Genomic DNA, 20,459 nt, shown 5'->3' with positions numbered 1-20,459 from the left:
CGTGCGGCAACGACATCGGCACCGCGTGTCGAGGAAGTCACGGATTGGTCACGCGCTGAAGTGCGGCGCGCAGCAGGGTCGATCGTACGACCTCCAGCTGGGAGGCGATCTCGAGGGCCAGTTCCGCCCCCTTGGCACGGCTGGAGGCGTCGTTGCGGCGCACGATGGGCGTCATCGCCGTCTCGATGAGCGAGGACTCGCGCTCGGCGGCCGCGCGGAATCCACGCAGGTGGCGCGGCTCGATGCCGGCCTTCCTCAGCTCGGCGAGGGCGCGCAGCACGCTGACCGTCTCCTCGCTGTAGACGTCGGCCGGAACGATGAGCGACGCCGACACGGCGTCGGCCAGCAGCTGCGGTGATGCATCCGACTCGCGCAGCAGCTCGTCGCGGTCGAACCTCCGCGCGGTGGAGAGCATCGACGGCCCGGTCGCGGCCGTACCGGGGAGGGTCGGCACGTGCCCGGCGTCGAGCTGCTCGAGATAGCCGCGGATGACCTTGAGCGGCAGGTAGTGGTCGCGCTGCATGCCGAGGATGAGCTGGATGCGCTCGACGTCGGCGGCGCAGAACTTGCGGTAGCCCGACTCGGTGCGTGCCGGAGAGATCAGGCCCTGCTCCTCGAGGAAGCGCAGCTTCGACGGGGTCAGCTCGGGATGCTCAGGAGTGAGGCGCGCGAGGACCTGGCCGATGCTGAGCAGTGAGGGGGTTGCGGGTACCCGCGCGTGGGCGCCGGCGCCCGCCATCATGCTCCTGCGAGGTCGGACCTCGAGGAGTAGAACGTGAGGCGGAACTTGCCGACCTGCACCTCGGCGCCGTCGGCCAGCAGGGCCGTCTCGATTCGCACTCCGTCGAAGTAGGTTCCGTTCAGGGAGCCGAGGTCTTTGACCTCGAATGCCGTGCCATGGCGCAGGAACTGCGCGTGGTGGCGCGACACCGTCACGTCGTCGAGGAAGATGTCGGCATCGGGATGCCGTCCCGTCGTCGTGACATCGGCGTCGAGGAGGAAGCGCGCACCGGCGTTCGGACCACGACGCACCACGAGGAGCGCGGAACCCGACGGCAGGGCCTGGATCGCCTCGTCTTCCTCAGCGGTCAGATCGGGGTCGCTCGCCAGCAGTGACGCCGCCTGCTCCTGAGTGAAGGACAGAGTGGTGTCCGTGCTCACCTGGTCGACCTCGTCGGCCTGTGCTCCGGCATTCCGGTCATCGGACTCTCCCACAGTGCACCTCCCTATTCCCCCAGCGTATCTGATCGCCGAGGGCTGGGAACCAGCGGCAGGCGAATGACACGCCCGGTTTCGATCGCGTAGATGATGCCGGCCCACCAGTAGAGGAACACGCCCCAGAGCGTGATCGCCCATCCGATCGGCAGGGCGACGGCCGCCGTGGCGGGGAAGGCGGCGCCGAGCATGATCACGGGGAGCCCGAGGAACAGGGCGAAGGTGGCCACCTTGCCCAGCTGGTGCACCGGAAGCGGGCCGTAGCCGTGGTTGGCCAGAACGATGCCGAGCACGGCCAGGAAGACGTCCCGTCCGACTATCACCACGACCAGCCACCACGGGACGAGTCCGCCGGCTGCCAGCCCGAGGATCGAGGCGAAGAGGTAGAGCCTGTCAGCGGCGGGGTCGAGCAGTTGGCCGAGCCTGGAGATCTGGTTGAACCGTCGGGCGATGAAGCCGTCGAGGAAGTCCGTCGCACTGGAGACGACGAGGATGACGAGAGCCGCCGTGTAGTCGCCGACGATGAGGTAGCCGAGGAAGAACGGCACCAGCACGAGCCTCAGCATGCTCAGCACGTTGGGAACCGTCCAGATCCGGTTCGTCGGCTCGCTCGGCTCTGCCACGGATCGAGTCTATCGACGGCGTAACATGCGCTGCATGCAGCCTCTCGTCGTGTGTCTCTGGATCTGCGTCGGCACCATCGCCGGCACCTGGCTCCTCTCCGTGCTCACCCGTGAGTACTCGTGGGTCGATCGCATCTGGTCGATCTCCCCCATCGTGTACCTCTGGGTCTTCGCCGCTGCGTCGGGGTTCGCCGACGCCAGGCTCGTCCTGATGGCGGTGCTGGTGACGCTGTGGGGAGTGCGTCTCACCATCAACTTCGGGCGCAAGGGCGGCTACGCCCGCGGCGGCGAGGACTACCGGTGGGCAGCTCTCCGGGAACGGATGCCGAAGGCCGCGTTCCAGGCGTTCAACCTGTTCTTCATCGCCGGGTACCAGAACGTGCTCATCCTCGGCATGACCCTCTCCGCCTTCACGGTGTACCAGGCCGGCCCGTCGCCGCTCGGCGTCGCGGACGTGATCGTGGCCGTGCTCTTCCTCGCCCTGCTGACCGGTGAGACCATCGCCGACCAGCAGCAGTGGAACTTCCACCAGTGGAAGAAGGCCGAGAGTGCAGCCGGACGTCGACCCGAGCCGCGGTTCCTGCAGACCGGACTGTTCCGCTACTCCCGTCACCCCAACTTCTTCTTCGAACAGGCGCAGTGGTGGGCGCTCTACCTCTTCGCGATCGTGGCGACGGGGACCGTGCTGCACTGGAGCATCCTCGGCCCGCTCCTGCTGACCGCCCTGTTCATCGGCTCGACGGTGTTCACCGAGTCACTGTCGAAGGCACGGCATCCGGAGTATGCCGACTACCAGGCCTCGACCTCGGCCATCGTCCCGTGGTTCCCCCGCCGGCGCACGGCCGACCCCGCGGAGGCCGCTGCCTCCTGAGGCTGTCGCGGACTAGCCGACGAGCAGTCCGCGCAGCCCCGGCCAGCTCGCCGCGAAGCCGGGGTGGAGCGGAAGCTCGGACACCTCGTCGACGGGCACCCAGGCCAGCGCGATGGACTCGGGGTCGCTGATGACGGGCTCGAACGGATGCAGCACCCTGGCGACGACCGTCGTGTACGACCAGAACCCCAGGTCGAGCACCGAGGTGGTGACGACCTCGAGATCGTCGCCGCTGACACCGGCCTCCTCGCCGGCCTCGCGGATGGCGCCCGTCACGGCGTCCTCATCGACGTGGCGGGCCCCGCCCGGCAACCCCCAGGTGTCGCCGAAGTGGCTCCAGCTGGCGCGGTGCTGCATGAGCACTCCCCGAGCGGGATCCCAGGCCAGCAGGCCGGCCGCCCCGAATCGACCCCAGAACCTGGATCCGTCGGGACCCTCGACCCAGGCGTCTCCAGTTGCTGTGGTCATACCTCCAGCATGCCTCACCCGGCCGGCAGGCTACGCGAGATGTCGGCGCGGATCACGGCTGGGGGTCAGCGTCGCGTGCTGCGTCGTGGGAGGCGCCGTGGGCGGCGTCATCATCGTGGGCGTGCGAGACGGCCTCGGCCATCGCGGTGAGGAATCGCACGACGACCAGCTGCTCCTCGGGTGCGAATGCGTCGGCGACGTCCATCATGCGGGCGTGCATGGCGGCCAGGGTCGCACGCACCTCCTCATGGGCACCCGGGGTCGGATGCAGGATCTGAGCCCGCCGATCGTGCGGGTGCGGGCGACGCTGAAGGTGGCCTGACGCGACGAGGCGCTTGATGAGCTTCGTCGTCGCCGCCGTCGAGATGCCCAGGTGATGGGCCAGGTCGGTGGGGCCGACCTCGCGCCCACCCTTCTCCTCGGCGATGAGGTACCGCAGCGCCGCCAGGTCGGTCTCGTTCATGTCCATGTCGTCCTGGGTTCGCAGCCGCATCGTCTTGTCTGCGCTCCGGAACCGGCGGAGCGCCTCGAGCACTCCGATCGCGTCATCGGCACCGGGCTCCGCTGCGTCGTACCAGTACGCGGCAGGAAGCTCGCGAGAATCGGCTTCTGTGGTCATGTCAGACATGGTAACGTCAGATTCGCTAACTCAGTTAGCTATTTGACAGGATCCGATAACCGGGGGGCGATCATGACACTGACGGACACGGAGATCCACGTCGACGACGAGATCGTCCTGCTCGACATGGACGGGACGCCCATCGGCACGGCTTCCAAGGCCGCGGCCCACGGCCCGGACACGGCATTGCATCTCGCGTTCTCCTGCTATGTGCTGGACGGGGACGGGAGACTGCTCATCACGCGACGCGCGCTGGACAAGAAGACCTGGCCCGGGGTCTGGACCAATTCCTTCTGCGGCCACCCCCGTCCGGCCGAGCCCGTACTGAGCGCCGTGCACCGCCGGGCCGATTTCGAGCTCGGCCTCGAGATCACCGATGTCGCCCTCGCACTCCCCCTGTTCCGGTACCGGGCCATCGATGCCCGCGGCAACGTCGAGAACGAGGTCTGCCCCGTCTACGTCGCCCGCACCGACGGCGACCCAGACCCCGACCCGCGCGAGGTGGCCGAATTCGTCTGGGCCGACCCCGCCGCCGTCGCCAAGGCCGCGGGGGAGACCCCGTGGGCCTTCAGCCCGTGGATGGTCATGCAACTCGAGCAGCTCGAGCGGTTCTCGTGATCGACGTCGCCACGGCCAGCGTCGAGCGCGAGCTCGACCGCCACTTCGCGGCGGCGAGGCTGCGGGCCGGCGACTACGGCCCGCACTACGTTGAGCTCTGGGACCAGCTCGAGCAGGCCAGCGCCGGCGGCAAGAGGGCTCGTCCCGCACTCGTGCTGGCGGCGCATGCCGGGCTCGGGGGAACCGACCGGGTCGCTGCGACGCAGCTGGCCATAGCCTTCGAGCTGCTGCACACGGCCTTCATCATCCACGACGACGTGATCGACCGCGACCTGGTGCGTCGCGGCTCGACCAATGTGCTCGGTGCCTTCGCCGCCCGCGGCACGGCGCTCGGCGCCGACGAGACGCAGGCGCGCACCTGGGGTGAGGCCGCGGCTCTCCTCGCCGGCGACCTCGCACTCAGCCAGGCCCACCGCATCGTCGCCCAACTCGAGATCGAGACCGCCACCCGCGGCCGACTGCTCGACATCCTCGACCGGGCGGTCTTCGTCTCGGCCGCCGGAGAGCTGAGCGACGTGACCAACACCGTCGCGCCGCACCTGCTCGGCATCCCCGACGTGCTCGCGACACTGGAGCAGAAGACGGCCGTGTACTCCTGCGAGGCACCGCTGCAGGCCGGCGCCGTGCTGGCCGGGGCCTCCGCAGCCGACATCTCCAGCGTCGGCCGATTCGGCCGACTCATCGGGATCGCCTTCCAGCTCACCGACGACATGCTCGGCGTGTTCGGCGACGAGGCGCAGACAGGCAAGAGCACCATCGCCGACCTGCGCGAGGGGAAGATCACCACCCTCCTCGCCCACGCTCGCACCACGACCGATTGGCCGAGCATCGCCCCCTTCATCGGCAAGACGGACCTCGACCAGGCTGAAGCGGCCTTCGTGCGCGAGAAGCTGATCGAATGCGGGTCGGCCGCCCACACCGAGCAGCTCGCCCGGGATCACGTCGCCCTCGCGAAGGCCGAGCTCGCGGCATCCGCTCTCCCGGAGGAACTGCGCGAGCTGCTCCTCGCCTTCGCCGACAAGGCCGTGGAGCGCAGCCGATGAACAACGACACCGGACCCCTCGAGCTCTACACCCGCGCGGCGTCGGCGAGTTCCGCCGTGGTGATCGGTCGCTACTCCACCTCATTCGGCGCCGCAGCGCGTCTGCTCGGCGCCGGCGTGCGCTCGCAGGTGCGCGACATCTACGCCCTCGTCCGGGTGGCCGACGAGATCGTCGACGGTGCGGCGGCGGCAGCCGGCCTCACCATCGAGGAGCAGAACTCGCGCCTGGACGAGTTCGAGGCCGAGACCGACCGCGCCATCGCGACGGGCTTCAGCACCAACCTCGTGGTGCACGCCTTCGCCGTCACGGCTCGCGCGAGCGGAATCGGTACAGACCTCACCGCCCCGTTCTTCGCCTCCATGCGCCGCGACCTCGACGACTCCCCCTTCGTCGCCGGCGAGATCGACGCCTACATCTTCGGATCGGCCGAGGTCGTCGGACTGATGTGCCTGCGCACCTTCCTTGCCGGTCAGTCGGTGAGCGCCGACGAACGCGGTGTGCTCGAGGACGGCGCCAGGCACCTCGGGGCGGCTTTCCAGAAGGTCAACTTCCTGCGCGACCTGTCGGCCGACTGGACCAGCCTCGGGCGCAACTACTTTCCCGCCGTCGACCCCGCGCGCATGACCGAGGAGGAGAAGATCGCCATCCTCGACGACATCGACGACGACCTGGCCATCGCCGCTCAGGCTCTCACCCTTCTCCCCAGGTCGTCGCGGGGCGCCGTCGCTGCCGCCCACGGACTGTTCCGACGACTCTCGACGAAGCTGCGAGCCACTCCGGCCGCCGACCTCCTCACCTCGCGGGTACGGGTTCCGGATGCCGAGAAGCTCGGCATCGCCCTGCGGGCCGCCACCACGAGGGGCCGGTGATCCCATGACCCACGCGATAGTGATCGGCGGGGGCATCGCCGGACTCGCCACCGCGGCGCTGCTCGCGCGCGATGGACGCGAGGTGACGCTGCTCGAGGCTCGCAGCGAGCTCGGCGGCCGCGCCGGGTCGTGGGAGAAGGACGGCTTCACCTTCGACACCGGTCCGTCCTGGTACCTGATGCCCGAGGTCTTCGACCACTTCTTCAGGCTCCTCGGCACGTCGGCGGCCGAGCAGCTCGACCTCACACTGCTCGACCCCGGCTACAGGGTGTACTTCGAGGGCCACGCCGAGCCCGTCGACATCCGCGCCTCCAAAGAGGAGAACATCCGTACCTTCGAGCGCATCGAGCCCGGTGCCGGACGCGCCCTCGAGCGATATCTCGAGTCGGCGAGATCGACGTACGACGACGCCGTCGAGCGCTTCCTCTACACGAGCTTCCAGTCGTTCCGGCCGTTCCTCGACAGCGCGGTGCTGAAGCGCGGCGGACGACTCGCGCGACTGCTGCTGCAGCCTCTGGACAAGTTCGTCGGCGGCTACGTGAAGGACATCAGGCTGCGGCAGATCCTCGGCTACCCCGCCGTATTCCTCGGCTCGTCACCCGAACGCACTCCGGCGATGTACCACCTCATGAGCCACATGGACCTGGCCGACGGCGTGCTCTACCCGCAGGGCGGCTTCTCGCACCTCATCGACGTGATCGCCCGCCTCGCGCGCGAGCAGGGCGTCGAGATCATCACGCAGGCACGGGTGACCTCCATCGACGCTGTCACGTCGGTCGGGGCATCCGTCTCCGGGGTCACCTATACGGATGCGGCGGGCCGGAGCATCACGCTGGCGGCCGACGAGGTCGTCTCGGCGGCCGACCTGCACCACACCGAGACCGAGCTCGTCGACGAGGCCGTGCGTACCTACCCCGAGCGCTGGTGGAACCGGCGCATGTCGGGACCGGGCGCCGTGCTGGTGATGCTCGGCGTGCGCGGGGAACTCCCACCGCTGGCGCACCACACCCTGTTCTTCACGGCGGACTGGCGCACGAACTTCGACCGGATCTTCGGCTCCAAGCCGCGCATTCCCGAGCCGGCGTCGTTCTACGCGTGCATGCCGAGCGCGACGGACTCCGGGGTGGCACCGGCCGGCGACAGCAACCTGTTCCTGCTGGTTCCCGTACCTGCCGACATCGGCATCGGCCGAGGCGGCATCGACGGTGACGGCGACCTGCAGGTGGAGCAGGTCGCTGATGCCGCCATCGCACGCCTCGCCGACTGGGCCGGAATCCCCGATCTCGCCGAGCGCATCGTCGTGCGGCGTACCGTCGGCCCCGGCGACTTCGCCGTCGACCTCAACTCGTGGATGGGCGGAGCCCTCGGGCCCGCTCACACCCTGCGCCAGAGCGCCTTCCTGCGTGGACGCAACGCCTCGCGCCAGCTCGACGGCCTGTTCTACGCCGGCGGCAGCACCATCCCCGGCATCGGCCTGCCGATGTGCCTCATCAGCGCCGAGATAGCCTTCAAGCGCATGAACGGAGACACCACGGCCACGCCGTTGCCCGAGCCGATGCCCACTCCGGCACCGGCGCCAGTGGAGAGCTGGTGACTTTCGCCTACCTCGGCGCGCTCTTGGTGAGCCTGGCGGGGATGGTCGTGCTCGACTGGCGGTACCGGCTGTTCTTCTGGCGTTCGCCCGTGCGCGCGGCCGTCGTGCTGATCTCGGGCCTGATGTTCTTCCTCATCTGGGACCTGGTCGGCATCGGCCTGGGGCTCTTCAGCCGCGGTGAGACCGCCTACATGACCGGCATCCTGCTGGCTCCCGAGCTCCCCCTCGAGGAGGCGTTCTTCCTCGCCTTCCTCTGCTACCTCACGATGAACCTCGTCTTCCTGTTCGAGCGGATGCTCGCTGCGAGGCGTCGCCCATGAACTACCTGACCCTGAACCTGATCGTGCTGGCCGTCGTGACCGTCATCGCCGCGGTCGCCCTGCCGCGCCGGCCGCGACTCATCGCCCCGATCGCCCTGACCGTCGTCGTGCTGTTCGCGCTCACAGCCGTGTTCGACAATGTCATGATCGCCGTGGGACTGATGGTGTACTCCGACGGTCGCAGCGGCATCGACATCGGGCTCGCCCCGATCGAGGACTTCGCCTACCCACTCGCGGGAGCCCTGCTGTTACCGTCGATCTGGGTACTGCTGAGCCGAGGGGAAGGCGACGAGCGATGAGCGCCGAGCGAACCGACGCCGCCCCGCGGGCGAGCGTTCTGCGCCAGGTCGTGCTGTCGTCGCGTCCGTTGAGCTGGATCAACACGGCCTACCCGTTCGCCGCCGCCTATGTGCTCACCACGGGGCGGGTCGATGCGTTGTTCATCGTGGGAACTCTGTTCTTCCTCATCCCCTACAACCTGCTCATGTACGGCATCAACGACGTCTTCGACTACGAGTCCGACCTGCGCAATCCGCGGAAGGGCGGCGTGGAGGGCGCCCTGCTCGACCCGCGGGTGCACCGCGCTGTCATCGGCTGGGGTGTTGGACTCAGCGCCGTCTTCGTGATCGCCATGCTCGTGCTCGGCGGTACCGGCGAGCCGTGGTCGTGGCTGGTCCTGGCGATCAGCCTCTTCGCCGTCCTGGCCTACTCGGTTCCCGGCCTCCGCTTCAAGGAGCGCCCGTTCATTGATTCCGCGACCTCGAGTACCCACTTCGTGAGCCCGGCGGTCTATGCGCTGGCCGTGGCCGGAGCCGCCTTCACCCCGCAACTGATCGCCATCCTGGCGTCCTTCTTCCTCTGGGGCATGGCCAGCCATGCCTTCGGTGCCGTGCAGGACGTCGTGCCCGACCGCGAGGGCGGTATCGCCTCGATCGCCACCTGGCTCGGAGCTGCACGCACGGTGCGGCTCGCCATAGCCTTCTGGGCCGTCAGCGGCCTCCTCATGCTGGCGACGGAGTGGCCCGGCCCCCTGGCGTCGTTGCTCGTGCTGCCGTACATCATGTCGGCCGCGCCGTTCTGGTCGGTGACGGATGCCGACTCCGCCGCGGCCAACCGCGGCTGGCGGCACTTCCTGGCCATCAACTTCGTCGTCGGCTTCCTCGTCACCATGCTGCTCATCTGGTGGAGCTTCATCCGCGGTTAGTCTGGGGCGATGGATGCTCCCACCTCGGCACGCGTCGACGCGTGGTTGTGGGCGGTGCGACAGTTCAAGACGCGCTCGCTCGCCACCGCCGCATGCCGCGCCGGGCATGTACGGGTGAATGGCGAGCGCGTGAAGGCTGCGCAGGCGGTGCGGGTCGGCGACGAGGTGCGGGTGCGGGCGAACGGGTTCGATCGCGTGATGGTCGTTCAGCGCATCATCGTGAAGCGAGTCGGAGCCGAGGTCGCCGCTGCCGCGATGATCGACGAGACTCCCCCACCACCGCCGCGCGAGGCCGTACCCTCGGTCCCCGTTCGCGATCGCGGTGCCGGTCGCCCCACCAAGCGGGAGCGTCGCGACCTCGAGGAACTACGCGGTCACTGACCGGCCTGTGGTGAGGGAACTGCTCGGGCGCCTACGAGGTCGGCGCGTCGTCAGCCGCGAGCAGCTCGCGCACCCGGGGCACGACGACGGTGCCGTAGAGCTCGATGCTGCGCATGAGCTTCTCGTGCGGGAGGGTTCCGTTGGAGTACTTGAGATCGAAGCGCTGCACACCGAGGTCGCGCACAGTCGCGGCGATCTTCTGCGCGACGGTCTCGGGAGAGCCGACGTTCAGCGCACCCTCGTCGGCCTCGTTCTCGAAGGTGTCGCGGGTGATCGGACCCCAGCCGCGCTCACGGCCGATGCGGGTGATCATGGCCTGGTGGTGCGGCCACAGCTCGTCGCGCGCCTGAGCATCGGTGTCGGCGATGTGGCCCGGCGAGTGCACGCCGACGGGCAGCGTCGGCTGGCCGAGCTGGGTGAGCGCACGGTGGTAGAGGTCGACGAACGGCCGGAAGCGCGCGGGTGCCCCGCCGATGATCGCGAGCATGAGCGGGTAGCCGTAGGTCGCAGCACGCACCACGGACTCCGGTGATCCGCCGACACCGATCCACGCCTTGAGGGCGCCGGATGCCGTCTTCGGGTAGACCTCCTGGTTCACGAGGGCGGCGCGCTTGCGCCCCTCCCAAGTGACCGGCGTCTCCTTGACGAGCTCGGCGAACAACTCGAGCTTCTCTTCGAACAGGTCCTCGTACTCGCTCAGCTGGTAGCCGAACAGCGGGAATGACTCGGTGAACGACCCGCGCCCGAGGATCACCTCGGCGCGCCCGTTCGAGATGCCGTCCAGCGTGGCGAAACGCTGGAACACGCGAACGGGATCGTCCGAGCTGAGCACCGTGACCGCGGAGCCGAGGTGGATGCGCTCGGTCTTCGCGGCGATGGCGGCCAGAACGACCTCCGGTGCCGACACCGCGAAGTCGTCGCGGTGGTGTTCCCCGAGGCCGAAGAAGTCGAGCCCCACCTGATCGGCAAGCACGCCCTGGGCCACGACGTTCCGGAGCACCTCGGCCTGCGACAGTCTGTCGCCGTTCGCGTCCACCGTGACGTCGCCGAAGGTGTCGACTCCGAACTCGACCTGCTGTGCCATGAGGGCTCCTGACTACTCGATCACTTCATACGTTTGCATAAAACAGAACTGCGGGTCGCATCCGGCTATTCCCGAGGCGACGGATGCCGGCATCAGGCCAGCGCCGGCAGCACCTCGCGCTCGAACAGCTCGATGCCCGATCTGTCGTAGGCCGCCTCGGGGAAGTAATGGATGGCGTAGCCCAATCCGTGCTCCCGACGCTCGCGCAGACGCTCGACGACCTGCTCGGGGGTACCGACGGCGGGAGTGCCGTTGCGATACTCGGCGACGAACTCGCCCGCCTTGACTTCGCCCAGGTACGGCAGCACCCGAGCGTGCAGCGCCTCGATGCGGTCGGCTACCTCGGCCTCGGTGGCGGCGACGATGGTGTTGAAGTTCGACGAGCGGGTGATGGAGGCGAAGTCCCGTCCGATCGCCTCGCAGTGGCCGCGGAGCACAGCGCTCTTGTGGTCGAACTCCTCCAGGGTGCCGGCGAAGTTCGTGTACGCGGCGTACTTCGCCGCGATCTTCAGCGTGACCTTCTCGCCGCCGCCGGCGATCCACATCGGGATGCCGCCCTCCTGCAGCGGCAACGGGCGGACTATCGCGCCGTCGACCTGGTAGTGCGTGCCGTCGAGGGTCGCGGTGCCCGTGGTCCAGGCCTGGTGGAAGATCTCGACGCCCTCGCGGAGCCTGGCGAGGCGCTCCGCGACGGGCGGGAAGCCGTAGCCGTAGGCCCGCCACTCGTGCTCGTACCAGCCGCCGCCGATGCCCATCTGGGCCCGCCCGCCCGAGATGATGTCGACTGTCGCTGCGATCTTGGCGAGCTGCGCCGGATTCCGGTAGCTCATGCAGGTGCACATCTGGCCGAGCTTCACGCGGGACGTCGTCGCAGCGAAGGCCGCCATCAGCGTCCAGGCCTCGTGCGTCGCCTCGTCTGACGGCACGGGCACGGTGTGGAAGTGGTCGTACACCCAGAGCGAATCCCAGGGGCCGGCATCGGCGTGCTGGGCGAGCGAGTTCATCGTCGCCCACTGCTCCGCCGGATCGATTCCGAGAAGGTCGTGCCGCCAGCCCTGAGGAATGAAGAGTCCGAAGTCCATGCTCGCCAGCCTAAGCCGCCGCGCGCCTGCCGAGGCAGCGACGAAGTCGCCGCCGAGGTGAAGGGATCCCGCGACGCCATGGTGCCATGATCGAGGGATGAGCAAGCGCATCCTCTTCCTCGGCGGCACCGGCGTCATCAGCGCGGCATCCGTCACCAGGGCCGTCGAACTCGGCCATGACGTGACTGTCCTGAATCGCGGAGAGTCGACGGTGCGACCGCTGCCGGATGCGGTCCGCCGTGTGACGGCGGACCTCCGCGATGCCGCCAGCGTGCGAGAAGCCGTGGGCGACGAGGACTTCGACGTCGTCGCCGAGTTCCTCGCATTCACCCCCGAGCATGTGCAGGCCGACATCGACCTGTTCGAGGGCCGGGTGGGACAGTACGTGTTCATCAGCTCGGCATCGGCGTACCAGACGCCGCCGTCGCGACTGCCGGTCACGGAGTCGACCCCGCTGCGCAACCCGTTCTGGCAGTACTCCCGCGACAAGATCGCCTGCGAGGACCTGCTCGTGGGCGCCTACCGCGAGCGCGGCTTCCCGGCGACGATCGTGCGCCCGTCGCACACCTACGACCGCACCCTGCTGCCCACCTCAGGCGGCTGGACCGACATCGCACGGATGCGGGCGGGCAAGCCCGTCGTGGTGCACGGCGACGGCACCAGCCTCTGGACGATCACGCACACGCGCGACTTCGCCGTCGGGTTCGCCGGACTCCTCGGCAACCCGTACGCCGTGGGCGACACGTTCCACATCACGGGCGACCACGCTCCGACCTGGAACCAGATCTACGGCTGGCTCGGAGAGGCGGCCGGCGTCGAGCCCGTTCTCGCGCACGTGTCGTCCGAGGCGATCGCCGCCGCGCATCCCGAGCTCGGACCCGGCCTCATCGGCGACAAGGCGCACTCCATGGTGTTCGACAACTCCAAGGTGCAGGCCCTCGTTCCGGACTTCGCGACGACGGTGCCGTTCTGGGAGGGCGCAGCCGAGATGATCGCCTGGTACGACCAGCACCCCGAGGCGCAGGTCGTGGATGCCGAGCTCGACGCCGTGTTCGACCGGCTGGTCGGCTGACCTCGTAGCCGCCGAGCGCCCGGCGGACTGAGGGCCGGCGTGGCTGCTTCTGGCGTCTGGGCGCGGGTCAGCCCTGCGGACGGTGCGCGAACACCAGGAGGCTGCTCGTGGCCGTGGCCAGGAGGTTGCCGTCCTTGTCGGTGAGCTCGGCTTCGGCGAAGATCACCCTGTTGCCGCCCTTGCGCACGCGGCCGGTCGCCCGCAGCGGTGCGGCCGACGGCTGGATCGGGCGCACGTAGCTGACGTTGATGTCGATCGAGGTGTAGCCGGTTCCGGCTGGCAGCGTGCTGTGCGCCGCGCATCCGAGCACAGTGTCGAGCACGGTGCAGGCGAGGCCGCCGTGGATGGTGCCGAGGGGGTTGTAGTGGGCCTGCGTGGGGTTCGACTCGAACACCACCTCGCCCTCGACGGCAGACACGATGTCCATGTTCATCAGCACCGCTATCGGCGGCTCGGGGATGCGCCCCTCCAGGATGCCGGTGAGGTACTCCAGTCCGCTGAGCTGCGGCAGCTGCGCGAGGCCGACGGCCGGATCGACCCAGGTGTAGGTGGCTGAGGAGGTCTGGAGCTCGATGTCTGTCACGGTCGTCACGATAACACCGGGCCTTCTGCATCCGGCGGGCGGAATACTCCGGTTCGTGCCTACGCTGTGGTCATGGTGAAGCGCATCGGATTCCTCTCCTTCGGCCACTACCAGGCCGTCCCCGGGTCGTTGACCCGCACGGCCGCCGACGTCCTGCAGCAGTCGATCGACCTCGCCGTCGCAGCCGAGGAGGTCGGCGTCGACGGCGCCTACTTCCGGGTGCACCACTTCGCCCGCCAGCTCGCCTCGCCGTTCCCCCTGCTCGCTGCCGTCGGCGCTCGCACGAAGACCATCGAGATCGGCACCGGCGTCATCGACATGCGCTACGAGAACCCGCTGTACATGGCCGAGTCGGCTGCTGCCGCCGACCTGATCGCCGGCGAAAGACTGCAGCTCGGAATCAGCCGGGGATCACCCGAGACGGCGCTGGCCGGCTACGAGTCGTTCGGCTACGTCCCTTCGGACGGACAGACGGATGCCGACATGGCACGTGCGCACACCGAACTCTTCCGGGCGGCCATCGCTGGCGCCGGGCTGGCGCACGCGAACCCGCAGATGACGGGCTCGTCGCATCCGCTCGCCATCGAGCCGCTGTCACCTACGCTGCCCGAGCGCATCTGGTGGGGAGCCGGCACGCGCAAGACCGCCGTGTGGACCGCTGAGCAGGGCATGAACCTGATGAGTTCGACCCTGCTCACCGAGGACACTGGGGTGCCGTTCGACCAGCTGCAGGCCGAGCAGATCGCCATGTTCCGCGCTGCATGGGCCGACGCCGGGCACGACTTCGAACCGCGCGTCTCGGTGAGTCGCAGCATCCTGCCGCTCATCGACGACGAGACGCGTCGCTACTTCGGGCTGCGCGCCCAGGCCGACGCCAAAGACCAGGTCGGCCACCTCGACGGCGGCCTCGCCCGCTTCGGGCGCAGCTACATCGGCGAGCCCGATGTGATCGCCGCTGAGTTGGCTCAGGATGCCGCCGTGCAGGCTGCCGACACCGTGCTCGTCACGGTGCCCAACCAGTTGGGTGTGGACTTCAACGTTCGCATCATGGAGTCGATCGTGCGCGACATCAAGCCGGCGCTCTCCCGCTGATCGAGTAGCGCCGGCACTCCCCCGCTGATCGAGTAGCGCCGACGAAGTCGACGCGTATCGAGATCCGCCGAGATCGGCGCTGCTCGAGCAGAGGCTGGTCGTCGGCGTGGTCTCGATACGCGTCCTCGCTGCGCTCGGGCGCTACTCGACCAGCGGAGGTCGGCGCCACTCGGTCACTCGGCGTCGCTGGTCACGAGGGCCAGAGCGCGCTCCTCGGGAACTCCGAGGACGAGCAGGCTCGTGATCGTCGCTGCACGGACGCCGCGCACGCCCTCGGGTAGTTCGGCGTCCGCAACGGAGAACACGGCGGAGAAGGCCAGCTGACCGAGCATGTCCGCCGGCAGATGACGACCGAATTCCCCGCCATCCTGGCCGCGGCGGACGAGAGCGCCGAGGATCTCGTCGACGGGTCCGAGCATGGCGTGGATCTCAGCGCCGTACTCCCCTCGTCGGAGAGCGACGAGCACACGGTAGCGGCGAGCCAGCGGCCACACACGGGCGATGAAATCGGCCCAGACCGATTCGGCCGATCCTTCGGGTGAATCGATGTCGGTGAGCACAGCCGCGACCTCCGTCGCCGCGCGTTGCGCCAGGGTCCGCACGAGGTCGGCACGAGTCGGGAAGTGGCCGTAGACGGTGCGTCGGACGACTCCGGCAGCCGAAGCGATGTCTCCCATGCTGGCGTCCGGATTCTGCCCCATCACATCGAGCGCGACGTCGAGGATGCGATTGCGCGTCTCGTTCATCGATCGCGTTCGGGCGGACTCCGTATGCATCCTCCGATCATTGCACATCAGTGTGCAACGACGTAGAGTGCACGCGGCAGGTCATTGCACACTCTTGTGCAATGGATGCCCGCACTGATGACATGAGTTCAGGAGACCAAGGCGATGACCACCTCGACGCACGCACCTGCAGAGCTGATTCGACTATTCACAGTGTCGATCCCGGATGCCGCGGTCGAGGACGTGAAGCACCGTCTGGCGCGAACCCGATGGCCGGACCCGGAGACGGTCCCTGACTGGACGCAGGGTGTCCGCGTGGAGAACGCCCGATCGCTGGTGAACCACTGGGAGCGAGAGTACGACTGGAGCCGTCTCGAGTCCGAGCTCAATCGCCATCCCCAGTTCCTGACCACGATCGATGGGCTGGACATCCACTTCATCCATGTCAGATCCGGGAATCCGAACGCTCTCCCCCTTCTCCTGACGCACGGATGGCCCGGCTCGGTGGTCGATTTCCTGAAACTGATCGGACCGCTCACCGACCCGGCCGCGTTCGGAGGGAACGCCGATGATTCCTTCGACGTGGTGATCCCGTCGCTGCCCGGATTCGGGTTTTCGCAGAAGCCGACGGAGACGGGGTGGACCATCTCCCGGGTCGCGGCCGCGTGGGTGGAGCTCATGAGTCGCCTGGGCTACACGCAATGGGCAGCTCAGGGAGGCGATTGGGGTGCCGCCGTCACCACGGCCCTAGGCGTCATCCGGCCTCACGGCCTTCTCGGGATCCACCTCAACTCGCCCTACGCCTTTCCTGCTGTGATACCCGACACGCTCTCCGAGGAGGAGCGGCGGGCAGTGGACGGTCTCGCGTTCTACTCGGGCGAACTCGGTGGTTCCAACCACCTGCAGGGAACGAAACCGCAGACCGTCGGATTCGCCCTGGCAGACTCCCCCTCCGGCCAGGCCGCGTGGATCTACGAGAAGTTCCAGTCCAAGACCGACAACGAGGGCCTCGCGGAAGACACTCTCGACATCGACGACATGCTCGACGTCATCTCGCTGTACTGGTTCACGAACTCCGCGGCGTCCTCCGCGCGCATCTACTGGGAGAACAGGGCGGGCAGCATGGCCGGCCCTCGCCTCGAGCTACCTGTCGCAGTGACGGTGTTCCCGCGCGACATCCCCCGCCTGCCGCGCACGTGGATCGAGGACACCTATTCCAACCTGATCCACTACGGCGAGGCCGCGCGAGGCGGACACTTCGCAGCTCTCGAAGAGCCCGACATCCTGGTCGAGGAGATCCGCACCGGCCTCAGGAGCCTCCGCCCGCTGGCCGCAAGTGACAGGATCGACTCGTGACCGACGCCGCCTTCCCCATCCTGAGTGATGACAGTCGTTGCCCCTGCCTGAGCGGCGAGACCTACGGCTCTTGCTGCGGCCGGTTCCACAGCGGAGCCGTCCTCGCGCCCACCGCCGTGCAACTCATGCGCTCGCGCTACTCGGGCTACGTGGTGGGCGACGAGGCGTACCTGCTGCGCACGTGGCATCCGTCGACCCGACCGGCAGACCTCGACCTCGATCCGTCCGTGCGCTGGCTCAGCCTCGAGATCGTGGCCACCACCGGCGGTGGACCGTTCGACACGACCGGCACAGTCGAGTTCACGGCGCGCTCGAAGTACGACGGCGTCGCCCACGCCCAGCACGAGAACAGCAGCTTCGTGCGCGAGAACGGCGCATGGCTCTACGTCGACGCGCTCTGAGCGCCTATAGCCTGACGAGATGCGGATTCGGGTGAGCATCGGTGGTTTCGAGTACGACGGGAACGAGCCCATCGAGCTCAACGAGCTCGTCACCTGGAACCTGTTCCTCCCCGCCCAGCCGTTACCGGGTGGCGCGACCTACTTGGAGAGCCACTTGGGGCGGCAATCGCACGTTCCACCTGTCACGGGACGCATCGTGCAGGTCGACGCTGTGACCGGAGGCGGCCTCGTGGAGATCACCCGCCTGCCGAGCGCAGTGAGTGACGAACAGCCGATCGAGACGTGGGACGGAACGGTCTTGAGCGACATCGATGACTACGTGGTGACGCTGGACATCGCCGACGGTACCGAACTGCCGACGTCGAGCGCACTGCTGGCCGGCTGGGACTGACTCCCGGGGCGGCCGATGCTCAGGCGGGGACGCCCAGCTCGTCGAGGGCGTCCTGCACGATGGTGAGGCCGCCGAGTCCCGGCATCCCGCTGATCGAATCGTCGACCTTCTTCGCGGCCCTGCGTCCGTCGGGGCCGCTCATGAGGTGGTTCATGACGTGCTGCACCTCGGTGCGCTCCATGATGCTGGAGCCGACCGGCGCCCAGAACCTGCTGAGGGCGAACCGGGTGATCTTCTGCGCCTTGGTGCTCTTCGCCAGCCGCTCGCGCGCCTGCGAGGTGTAGAACGCGACGTGCCTCGCCTCCTGCTTGGCGATGCGGCGCAGCAACTCGGCGAGCACCGGATTCTGCTCCAGCTCGGCCATGCGGTTGTAGGCGGTGATGGCCGACCACTCGTTGGCGGCTCCCCACGACATGTGCACGGCGACGAAGTCCTCGCCCACGAGGGAGCCCAGCACGGACTGCTTGATCGGGTCGAGGCGGTCCTTCCAGCCGAGCTTCAGGCGGCTGGCCTTCAACTGGTCGAAGTCGACGGTGATGTCGTGCATGGCCAGCACTGCCGCGAGGGCCTCACCGTGCCAGAACTCCTCGCGGTTCCACATGGTCATGAACGAGCTCACGTCGGCCTCGCGATGCGACGGCGTGGTGAGCAGATCACGGGTGTAGCAGACCGTGTGGTACTCGACGTCAGTCATGTAGCGGAGGGTGCGCAGCGAGCTCTCGGGCAGCGGATCCTCGCGGAAGGCCTCCAAGTCGAGGTCGTCCCAGTGCACGTTCACGCTCGTCGCGGTGTACGTGTCGATGTCGAATGCCACGCTGCTCCCTTCCCCAGTTCATCCAAGCACGCGAGCCGTCAGGCCGCGAGCCGCAGCCCCACGGCCCGGATCGTGCCGTCGTCCATCCCCGGGAGATCGGCGACGGATGCCGTCACGCGGCGTGCCCGCAGCGCTCCCCCATCGCCGCCGAACGTGAAGTCGGTGAAGAAGGCGCTGTCGGCCCGCGGGAGTGCTGCAGCGCCGATCGGCAGGACGTCGCGACGCAGCTCCCGGCGCGTGAGACGCACCGCCCGTGGACTCTCGAGGAGCCTGTGCACGGCCTCCTCCTCGAAGAAGCGGGAGTGCCTGGCCTTGAGATCGACCACCTCGCCCAGGGCGCGCGCGATCTCTGGGTTGTCGCTCTGCTCGATCACGCGCTCGTAGGCGGCCCGCAGCATCCAGTCGTCGACGAGTCCGCTGGTGACGTGCACCGCCACGATCGCCTCGCCCGCGAGGAAGCCCGAGAGGGAGCGACGCACGGGTCCCCGGGTGGCACGGCGCTGGGCGCGGCCTCGCCCGGGCGCGGCATCCGTCGACTCCGGAACCATGGTCGAAGCGGCGGGCTGCGCCTCGATGATGGCGGTCAGGGCGTCGGCGATCCAGAACTTCTCGAATGCCCAGCTCACCAGGAAGGCCGTCACGCGGGCGTCCTTGTGGGTGGCCGTGACGAGCACGTTGCGGAGGCGATCCATCGTGGCGGCCTCGAGATCGCGCAGTACCCGCACTGCACGCGCGGCTTCGGGCGGCAGGGGTCGCGCCGTCACTGCCTCGAGGTCGAGCCTGTCGCGGTGAGTGCCCACGGCCGTGCGGGCGAACTCGCGCACGTCGAAGCGCTCAGAGCCTGTCATGAGTCCCGCAGCATCCGTCGCCATTCTCAGATCATGGCGAAGAAGGCTGTGAGGTGACCTGCGAGCAGCTCGGGTTCCTCGTGGGCCAGGAAATGACCGCCGACCGAGGGTTCGTGCCACACCCTGATGTCGGAGCACGACCTCTCCGCGATGCTGCGCGGCATCTCGCGGATGCCGGGCTCGGCGCTCACCGTGAACCCCGCCGGCACGCCGATCGACGGGCGGGGCCGGTTCGCCTCGTAGTCGACGTACTGGCGGAACGAGGTGCCGATCGACTCGGTCACCCAGTACAACGTGCCGATGGTGAACAGCGTCTCGCGGTCGAAGCGCGACTCGAGGTCGCCGCCGCAGTCGCTCCAGTCCCGGTACTTGTCGATGATCCAGGCCAGGAGGCCGGCCGGAGAATCTGCGACGGCGGCGCCGATGGTGTCGGGGCGGGTGATCATGATGGCGCTGTAGCCGCCGTCCACGGCGTCGAACTCGGCCTCGGACTCGAGGAACTCATGCTCCTCGTCGGTGAGCGGCGCCTCGAACTCGGCCGGGAACGGCGGGTGGATCATGTAGAGGCCGGTGACGGACTCCGGATGCTTCGCGGCGAGCCAGGCCGCGACGGTGCCGCCGATGTCTCCCCCGAAGACCCCGTAGCGCTCGAAGCCGAGGTGCTCGGTCATGAGCGCGTGCATGACGTCGGCCATGGACTCGCGGGTAAGTGGGCCGTCGGGCAGCCCGCTGAACAGGAAGCCCGGCATCGACGGCACGACGATCTCGAACGGGCTGCCGGCCGACTGGAGTGCCTCGACGAGCGCCAGCATCTCGACGAAGCTGCTCGGCCAGCCGTGCAGCAGCAGGAGCGGCATCCGGTCGCCGCCGACGGGACCGGAACTCGCGCGCACGACGTGGATCGCGGTGCCGTCGACATCGACGACGCTCTGCTCGAGGGCGTTGAGGCGGGCCTCCGTGGAGCGCCAGCCTGCAGGCAGCCAGTCCGCCCAGTCGGCGACGAGGGAGGCGAGGTACGCCGGGTCGACGCCGGCGCCCCAGAACTCGGAGCGGCTCGGTGTGGTGAAGCGGGTGTTGCGCAGCCGCATCCGCAGGTCGTCGAGGATCTCGTCGGACACGGCGATGGTGAATGCGCTGGAGGTCATCCGTCCACTGTCGCAGAAAGCCGCCGACTCGGGCAGGATCG

General features: G+C 68.4%; 26 protein-coding genes. 14 read left to right on the top strand and 12 right to left on the bottom strand.

The genetic code is table 11. The features are described from left to right. Positions 1-37: 37 nt before the first annotated feature. The 3 genes from ftsR to ASF30_RS07785 are packed head-to-tail and all read right to left on the bottom strand — an operon-like array spanning position 38 to position 1,838. Positions 38-739: a transcriptional regulator FtsR gene (gene ftsR, locus ASF30_RS07795; RefSeq protein ID WP_055904199.1), complete on the bottom strand. Its 702-nt coding sequence runs from the start codon at positions 737-739 to the stop codon at positions 38-40. Then, entirely contained in the window at positions 739-1,215 is a 477-nt protein-coding gene (locus ASF30_RS07790) for an FHA domain-containing protein (RefSeq protein WP_442914952.1), read from the bottom strand. Before ASF30_RS07790 ends, ftsR begins: the two co-directional genes overlap by 1 nt. An 11-nt stretch (positions 1,216-1,226) precedes the next feature. Then, positions 1,227-1,838 carry a CDP-alcohol phosphatidyltransferase family protein gene (locus tag ASF30_RS07785; protein WP_082467584.1) on the bottom strand — a complete coding sequence of 204 codons (612 nt, stop codon included), beginning with the start codon at positions 1,836-1,838 and terminating at the stop codon, positions 1,227-1,229. Positions 1,839-1,872: 34 nt separating this feature from the next. On the opposite strand from ASF30_RS07785, the gene ASF30_RS07780 reads away from it, so the two are divergent. Continuing rightward, the gene (locus ASF30_RS07780) at positions 1,873-2,709 is read left to right on the top strand and encodes a DUF1295 domain-containing protein (RefSeq protein ID WP_055904824.1); all 837 of its coding nucleotides are present in this window, start codon (positions 1,873-1,875) and stop codon (positions 2,707-2,709) included. A 12-nt stretch (positions 2,710-2,721) separates the two neighbouring features. Here ASF30_RS07780 and ASF30_RS07775 read toward each other — a convergent pair whose 3' ends face one another. Then, a complete protein-coding gene (locus ASF30_RS07775; protein WP_055904196.1) occupies positions 2,722-3,177 on the bottom strand; it encodes an NUDIX hydrolase in 456 nt (151 codons plus the stop codon). A 52-nt stretch (positions 3,178-3,229) separates the two neighbouring features. Next, positions 3,230-3,796, bottom strand: coding sequence for a MarR family winged helix-turn-helix transcriptional regulator (locus ASF30_RS07770; protein ID WP_082467582.1), 567 nt, complete (start codon positions 3,794-3,796; stop codon positions 3,230-3,232). A gap of 72 nt (positions 3,797-3,868) precedes the next feature. Here ASF30_RS07770 and idi point away from each other — a divergent pair, with 72 nt between their 5' ends. The 8 genes from idi to ASF30_RS07730 are packed head-to-tail and all read left to right on the top strand — an operon-like array spanning position 3,869 to position 9,825. Continuing rightward, complete coding sequence (gene idi, locus ASF30_RS07765; protein WP_055904193.1) at positions 3,869-4,414, top strand: isopentenyl-diphosphate Delta-isomerase; 546 nt, start codon at positions 3,869-3,871, stop codon at positions 4,412-4,414. Next, a complete protein-coding gene (locus tag ASF30_RS07760) occupies positions 4,411-5,457 on the top strand; it encodes a polyprenyl synthetase family protein (RefSeq protein ID WP_157497071.1) in 1,047 nt (348 codons plus the stop codon). Before idi ends, ASF30_RS07760 begins: the two co-directional genes overlap by 4 nt. Further along, positions 5,454-6,326: a phytoene/squalene synthase family protein gene (locus tag ASF30_RS07755; RefSeq protein ID WP_055904187.1), complete on the top strand. Its 873-nt coding sequence runs from the start codon at positions 5,454-5,456 to the stop codon at positions 6,324-6,326. Before ASF30_RS07760 ends, ASF30_RS07755 begins: the two co-directional genes overlap by 4 nt. A 4-nt stretch (positions 6,327-6,330) precedes the next feature. Beyond that, positions 6,331-7,920: a phytoene desaturase family protein gene (gene crtI, locus ASF30_RS07750; RefSeq protein WP_055904184.1), complete on the top strand. Its 1,590-nt coding sequence runs from the start codon at positions 6,331-6,333 to the stop codon at positions 7,918-7,920. Beyond that, a complete protein-coding gene (locus tag ASF30_RS07745; RefSeq protein WP_055904181.1) occupies positions 7,917-8,240 on the top strand; it encodes a lycopene cyclase domain-containing protein in 324 nt (107 codons plus the stop codon). Before crtI ends, ASF30_RS07745 begins: the two co-directional genes overlap by 4 nt. Continuing rightward, positions 8,237-8,539: a lycopene cyclase domain-containing protein gene (locus ASF30_RS07740; RefSeq protein ID WP_055904179.1), complete on the top strand. Its 303-nt coding sequence runs from the start codon at positions 8,237-8,239 to the stop codon at positions 8,537-8,539. Before ASF30_RS07745 ends, ASF30_RS07740 begins: the two co-directional genes overlap by 4 nt. After that, the gene (locus ASF30_RS07735) at positions 8,536-9,444 is read left to right on the top strand and encodes a prenyltransferase (RefSeq protein WP_055904176.1); all 909 of its coding nucleotides are present in this window, start codon (positions 8,536-8,538) and stop codon (positions 9,442-9,444) included. Before ASF30_RS07740 ends, ASF30_RS07735 begins: the two co-directional genes overlap by 4 nt. 9 nt (positions 9,445-9,453) lie before the next feature. Further along, on the top strand, positions 9,454-9,825 hold the full coding sequence (locus tag ASF30_RS07730) for an RNA-binding S4 domain-containing protein (RefSeq protein WP_055904173.1): 372 nt from the start codon (positions 9,454-9,456) through the stop codon (positions 9,823-9,825). Between the two features lie 31 nt (positions 9,826-9,856). On the opposite strand, the gene ASF30_RS07725 is transcribed toward ASF30_RS07730, so the two are convergent. Both ASF30_RS07725 and ASF30_RS07720 read right to left on the bottom strand, forming a co-directional pair. After that, complete coding sequence (locus ASF30_RS07725; protein ID WP_055904170.1) at positions 9,857-10,909, bottom strand: LLM class flavin-dependent oxidoreductase; 1,053 nt, start codon at positions 10,907-10,909, stop codon at positions 9,857-9,859. 92 nt (positions 10,910-11,001) lie between these two features. Then, entirely contained in the window at positions 11,002-11,991 is a 990-nt protein-coding gene (locus tag ASF30_RS07720; protein WP_055904168.1) for an LLM class F420-dependent oxidoreductase, read from the bottom strand. A 97-nt stretch (positions 11,992-12,088) separates the two neighbouring features. Between ASF30_RS07720 and ASF30_RS07715 the strand changes: the two genes are divergently transcribed. After that, positions 12,089-13,063, top strand: coding sequence for an SDR family oxidoreductase (locus ASF30_RS07715; RefSeq protein WP_055904165.1), 975 nt, complete (start codon positions 12,089-12,091; stop codon positions 13,061-13,063). A gap of 67 nt (positions 13,064-13,130) precedes the next feature. On the opposite strand, the gene ASF30_RS07710 is transcribed toward ASF30_RS07715, so the two are convergent. Continuing rightward, positions 13,131-13,646 carry a PaaI family thioesterase gene (locus ASF30_RS07710; protein WP_200918438.1) on the bottom strand — a complete coding sequence of 172 codons (516 nt, stop codon included), beginning with the start codon at positions 13,644-13,646 and terminating at the stop codon, positions 13,131-13,133. 72 nt (positions 13,647-13,718) lie between these two features. Between ASF30_RS07710 and ASF30_RS07705 the strand changes: the two genes are divergently transcribed. Then, a complete protein-coding gene (locus ASF30_RS07705; RefSeq protein WP_055904159.1) occupies positions 13,719-14,738 on the top strand; it encodes an LLM class flavin-dependent oxidoreductase in 1,020 nt (339 codons plus the stop codon). A gap of 173 nt (positions 14,739-14,911) precedes the next feature. Here the strand turns inward: ASF30_RS07705 and ASF30_RS07700 are convergent, their stop codons facing one another. Further along, entirely contained in the window at positions 14,912-15,484 is a 573-nt protein-coding gene (locus ASF30_RS07700) for a TetR/AcrR family transcriptional regulator (protein WP_235480299.1), read from the bottom strand. Positions 15,485-15,628: 144 nt separating this feature from the next. On the opposite strand from ASF30_RS07700, the gene ASF30_RS07695 reads away from it, so the two are divergent. The 3 genes from ASF30_RS07695 to ASF30_RS07685 are packed head-to-tail and all read left to right on the top strand — an operon-like array spanning position 15,629 to position 17,611. Next, complete coding sequence (locus ASF30_RS07695) at positions 15,629-16,819, top strand: epoxide hydrolase family protein (protein WP_055904155.1); 1,191 nt, start codon at positions 15,629-15,631, stop codon at positions 16,817-16,819. After that, the gene (locus ASF30_RS07690; protein ID WP_055904152.1) at positions 16,816-17,220 is read left to right on the top strand and encodes a YchJ family protein; all 405 of its coding nucleotides are present in this window, start codon (positions 16,816-16,818) and stop codon (positions 17,218-17,220) included. Before ASF30_RS07695 ends, ASF30_RS07690 begins: the two co-directional genes overlap by 4 nt. A 19-nt stretch (positions 17,221-17,239) precedes the next feature. Continuing rightward, entirely contained in the window at positions 17,240-17,611 is a 372-nt protein-coding gene (locus ASF30_RS07685; protein WP_157497069.1) for a hypothetical protein, read from the top strand. A gap of 19 nt (positions 17,612-17,630) precedes the next feature. On the opposite strand, the gene ASF30_RS07680 is transcribed toward ASF30_RS07685, so the two are convergent. Genes ASF30_RS07680 through ASF30_RS07670 form a run of 3 tightly spaced genes read right to left on the bottom strand, consistent with a single transcriptional unit; the run spans position 17,631 to position 20,418 of the window. Further along, positions 17,631-18,425, bottom strand: coding sequence for a hypothetical protein (locus tag ASF30_RS07680; protein WP_055904146.1), 795 nt, complete (start codon positions 18,423-18,425; stop codon positions 17,631-17,633). A 38-nt stretch (positions 18,426-18,463) separates the two neighbouring features. After that, positions 18,464-19,297 carry a hypothetical protein gene (locus ASF30_RS07675; protein ID WP_055904143.1) on the bottom strand — a complete coding sequence of 278 codons (834 nt, stop codon included), beginning with the start codon at positions 19,295-19,297 and terminating at the stop codon, positions 18,464-18,466. A gap of 2 nt (positions 19,298-19,299) precedes the next feature. Then, entirely contained in the window at positions 19,300-20,418 is a 1,119-nt protein-coding gene (locus ASF30_RS07670) for an epoxide hydrolase family protein (protein WP_055904141.1), read from the bottom strand. Positions 20,419-20,459: the final 41 nt, after the last annotated feature.

The sequence above is a fragment of the Leifsonia sp. Leaf264 genome, from assembly GCF_001422325.1.
GTDB lineage: Bacteria > Actinomycetota > Actinomycetes > Actinomycetales > Microbacteriaceae > Orlajensenia.
The sequence above is the reverse complement of the archived record's forward strand: the minus strand, read 5'-3'. Positions and strand labels throughout refer to the sequence as shown.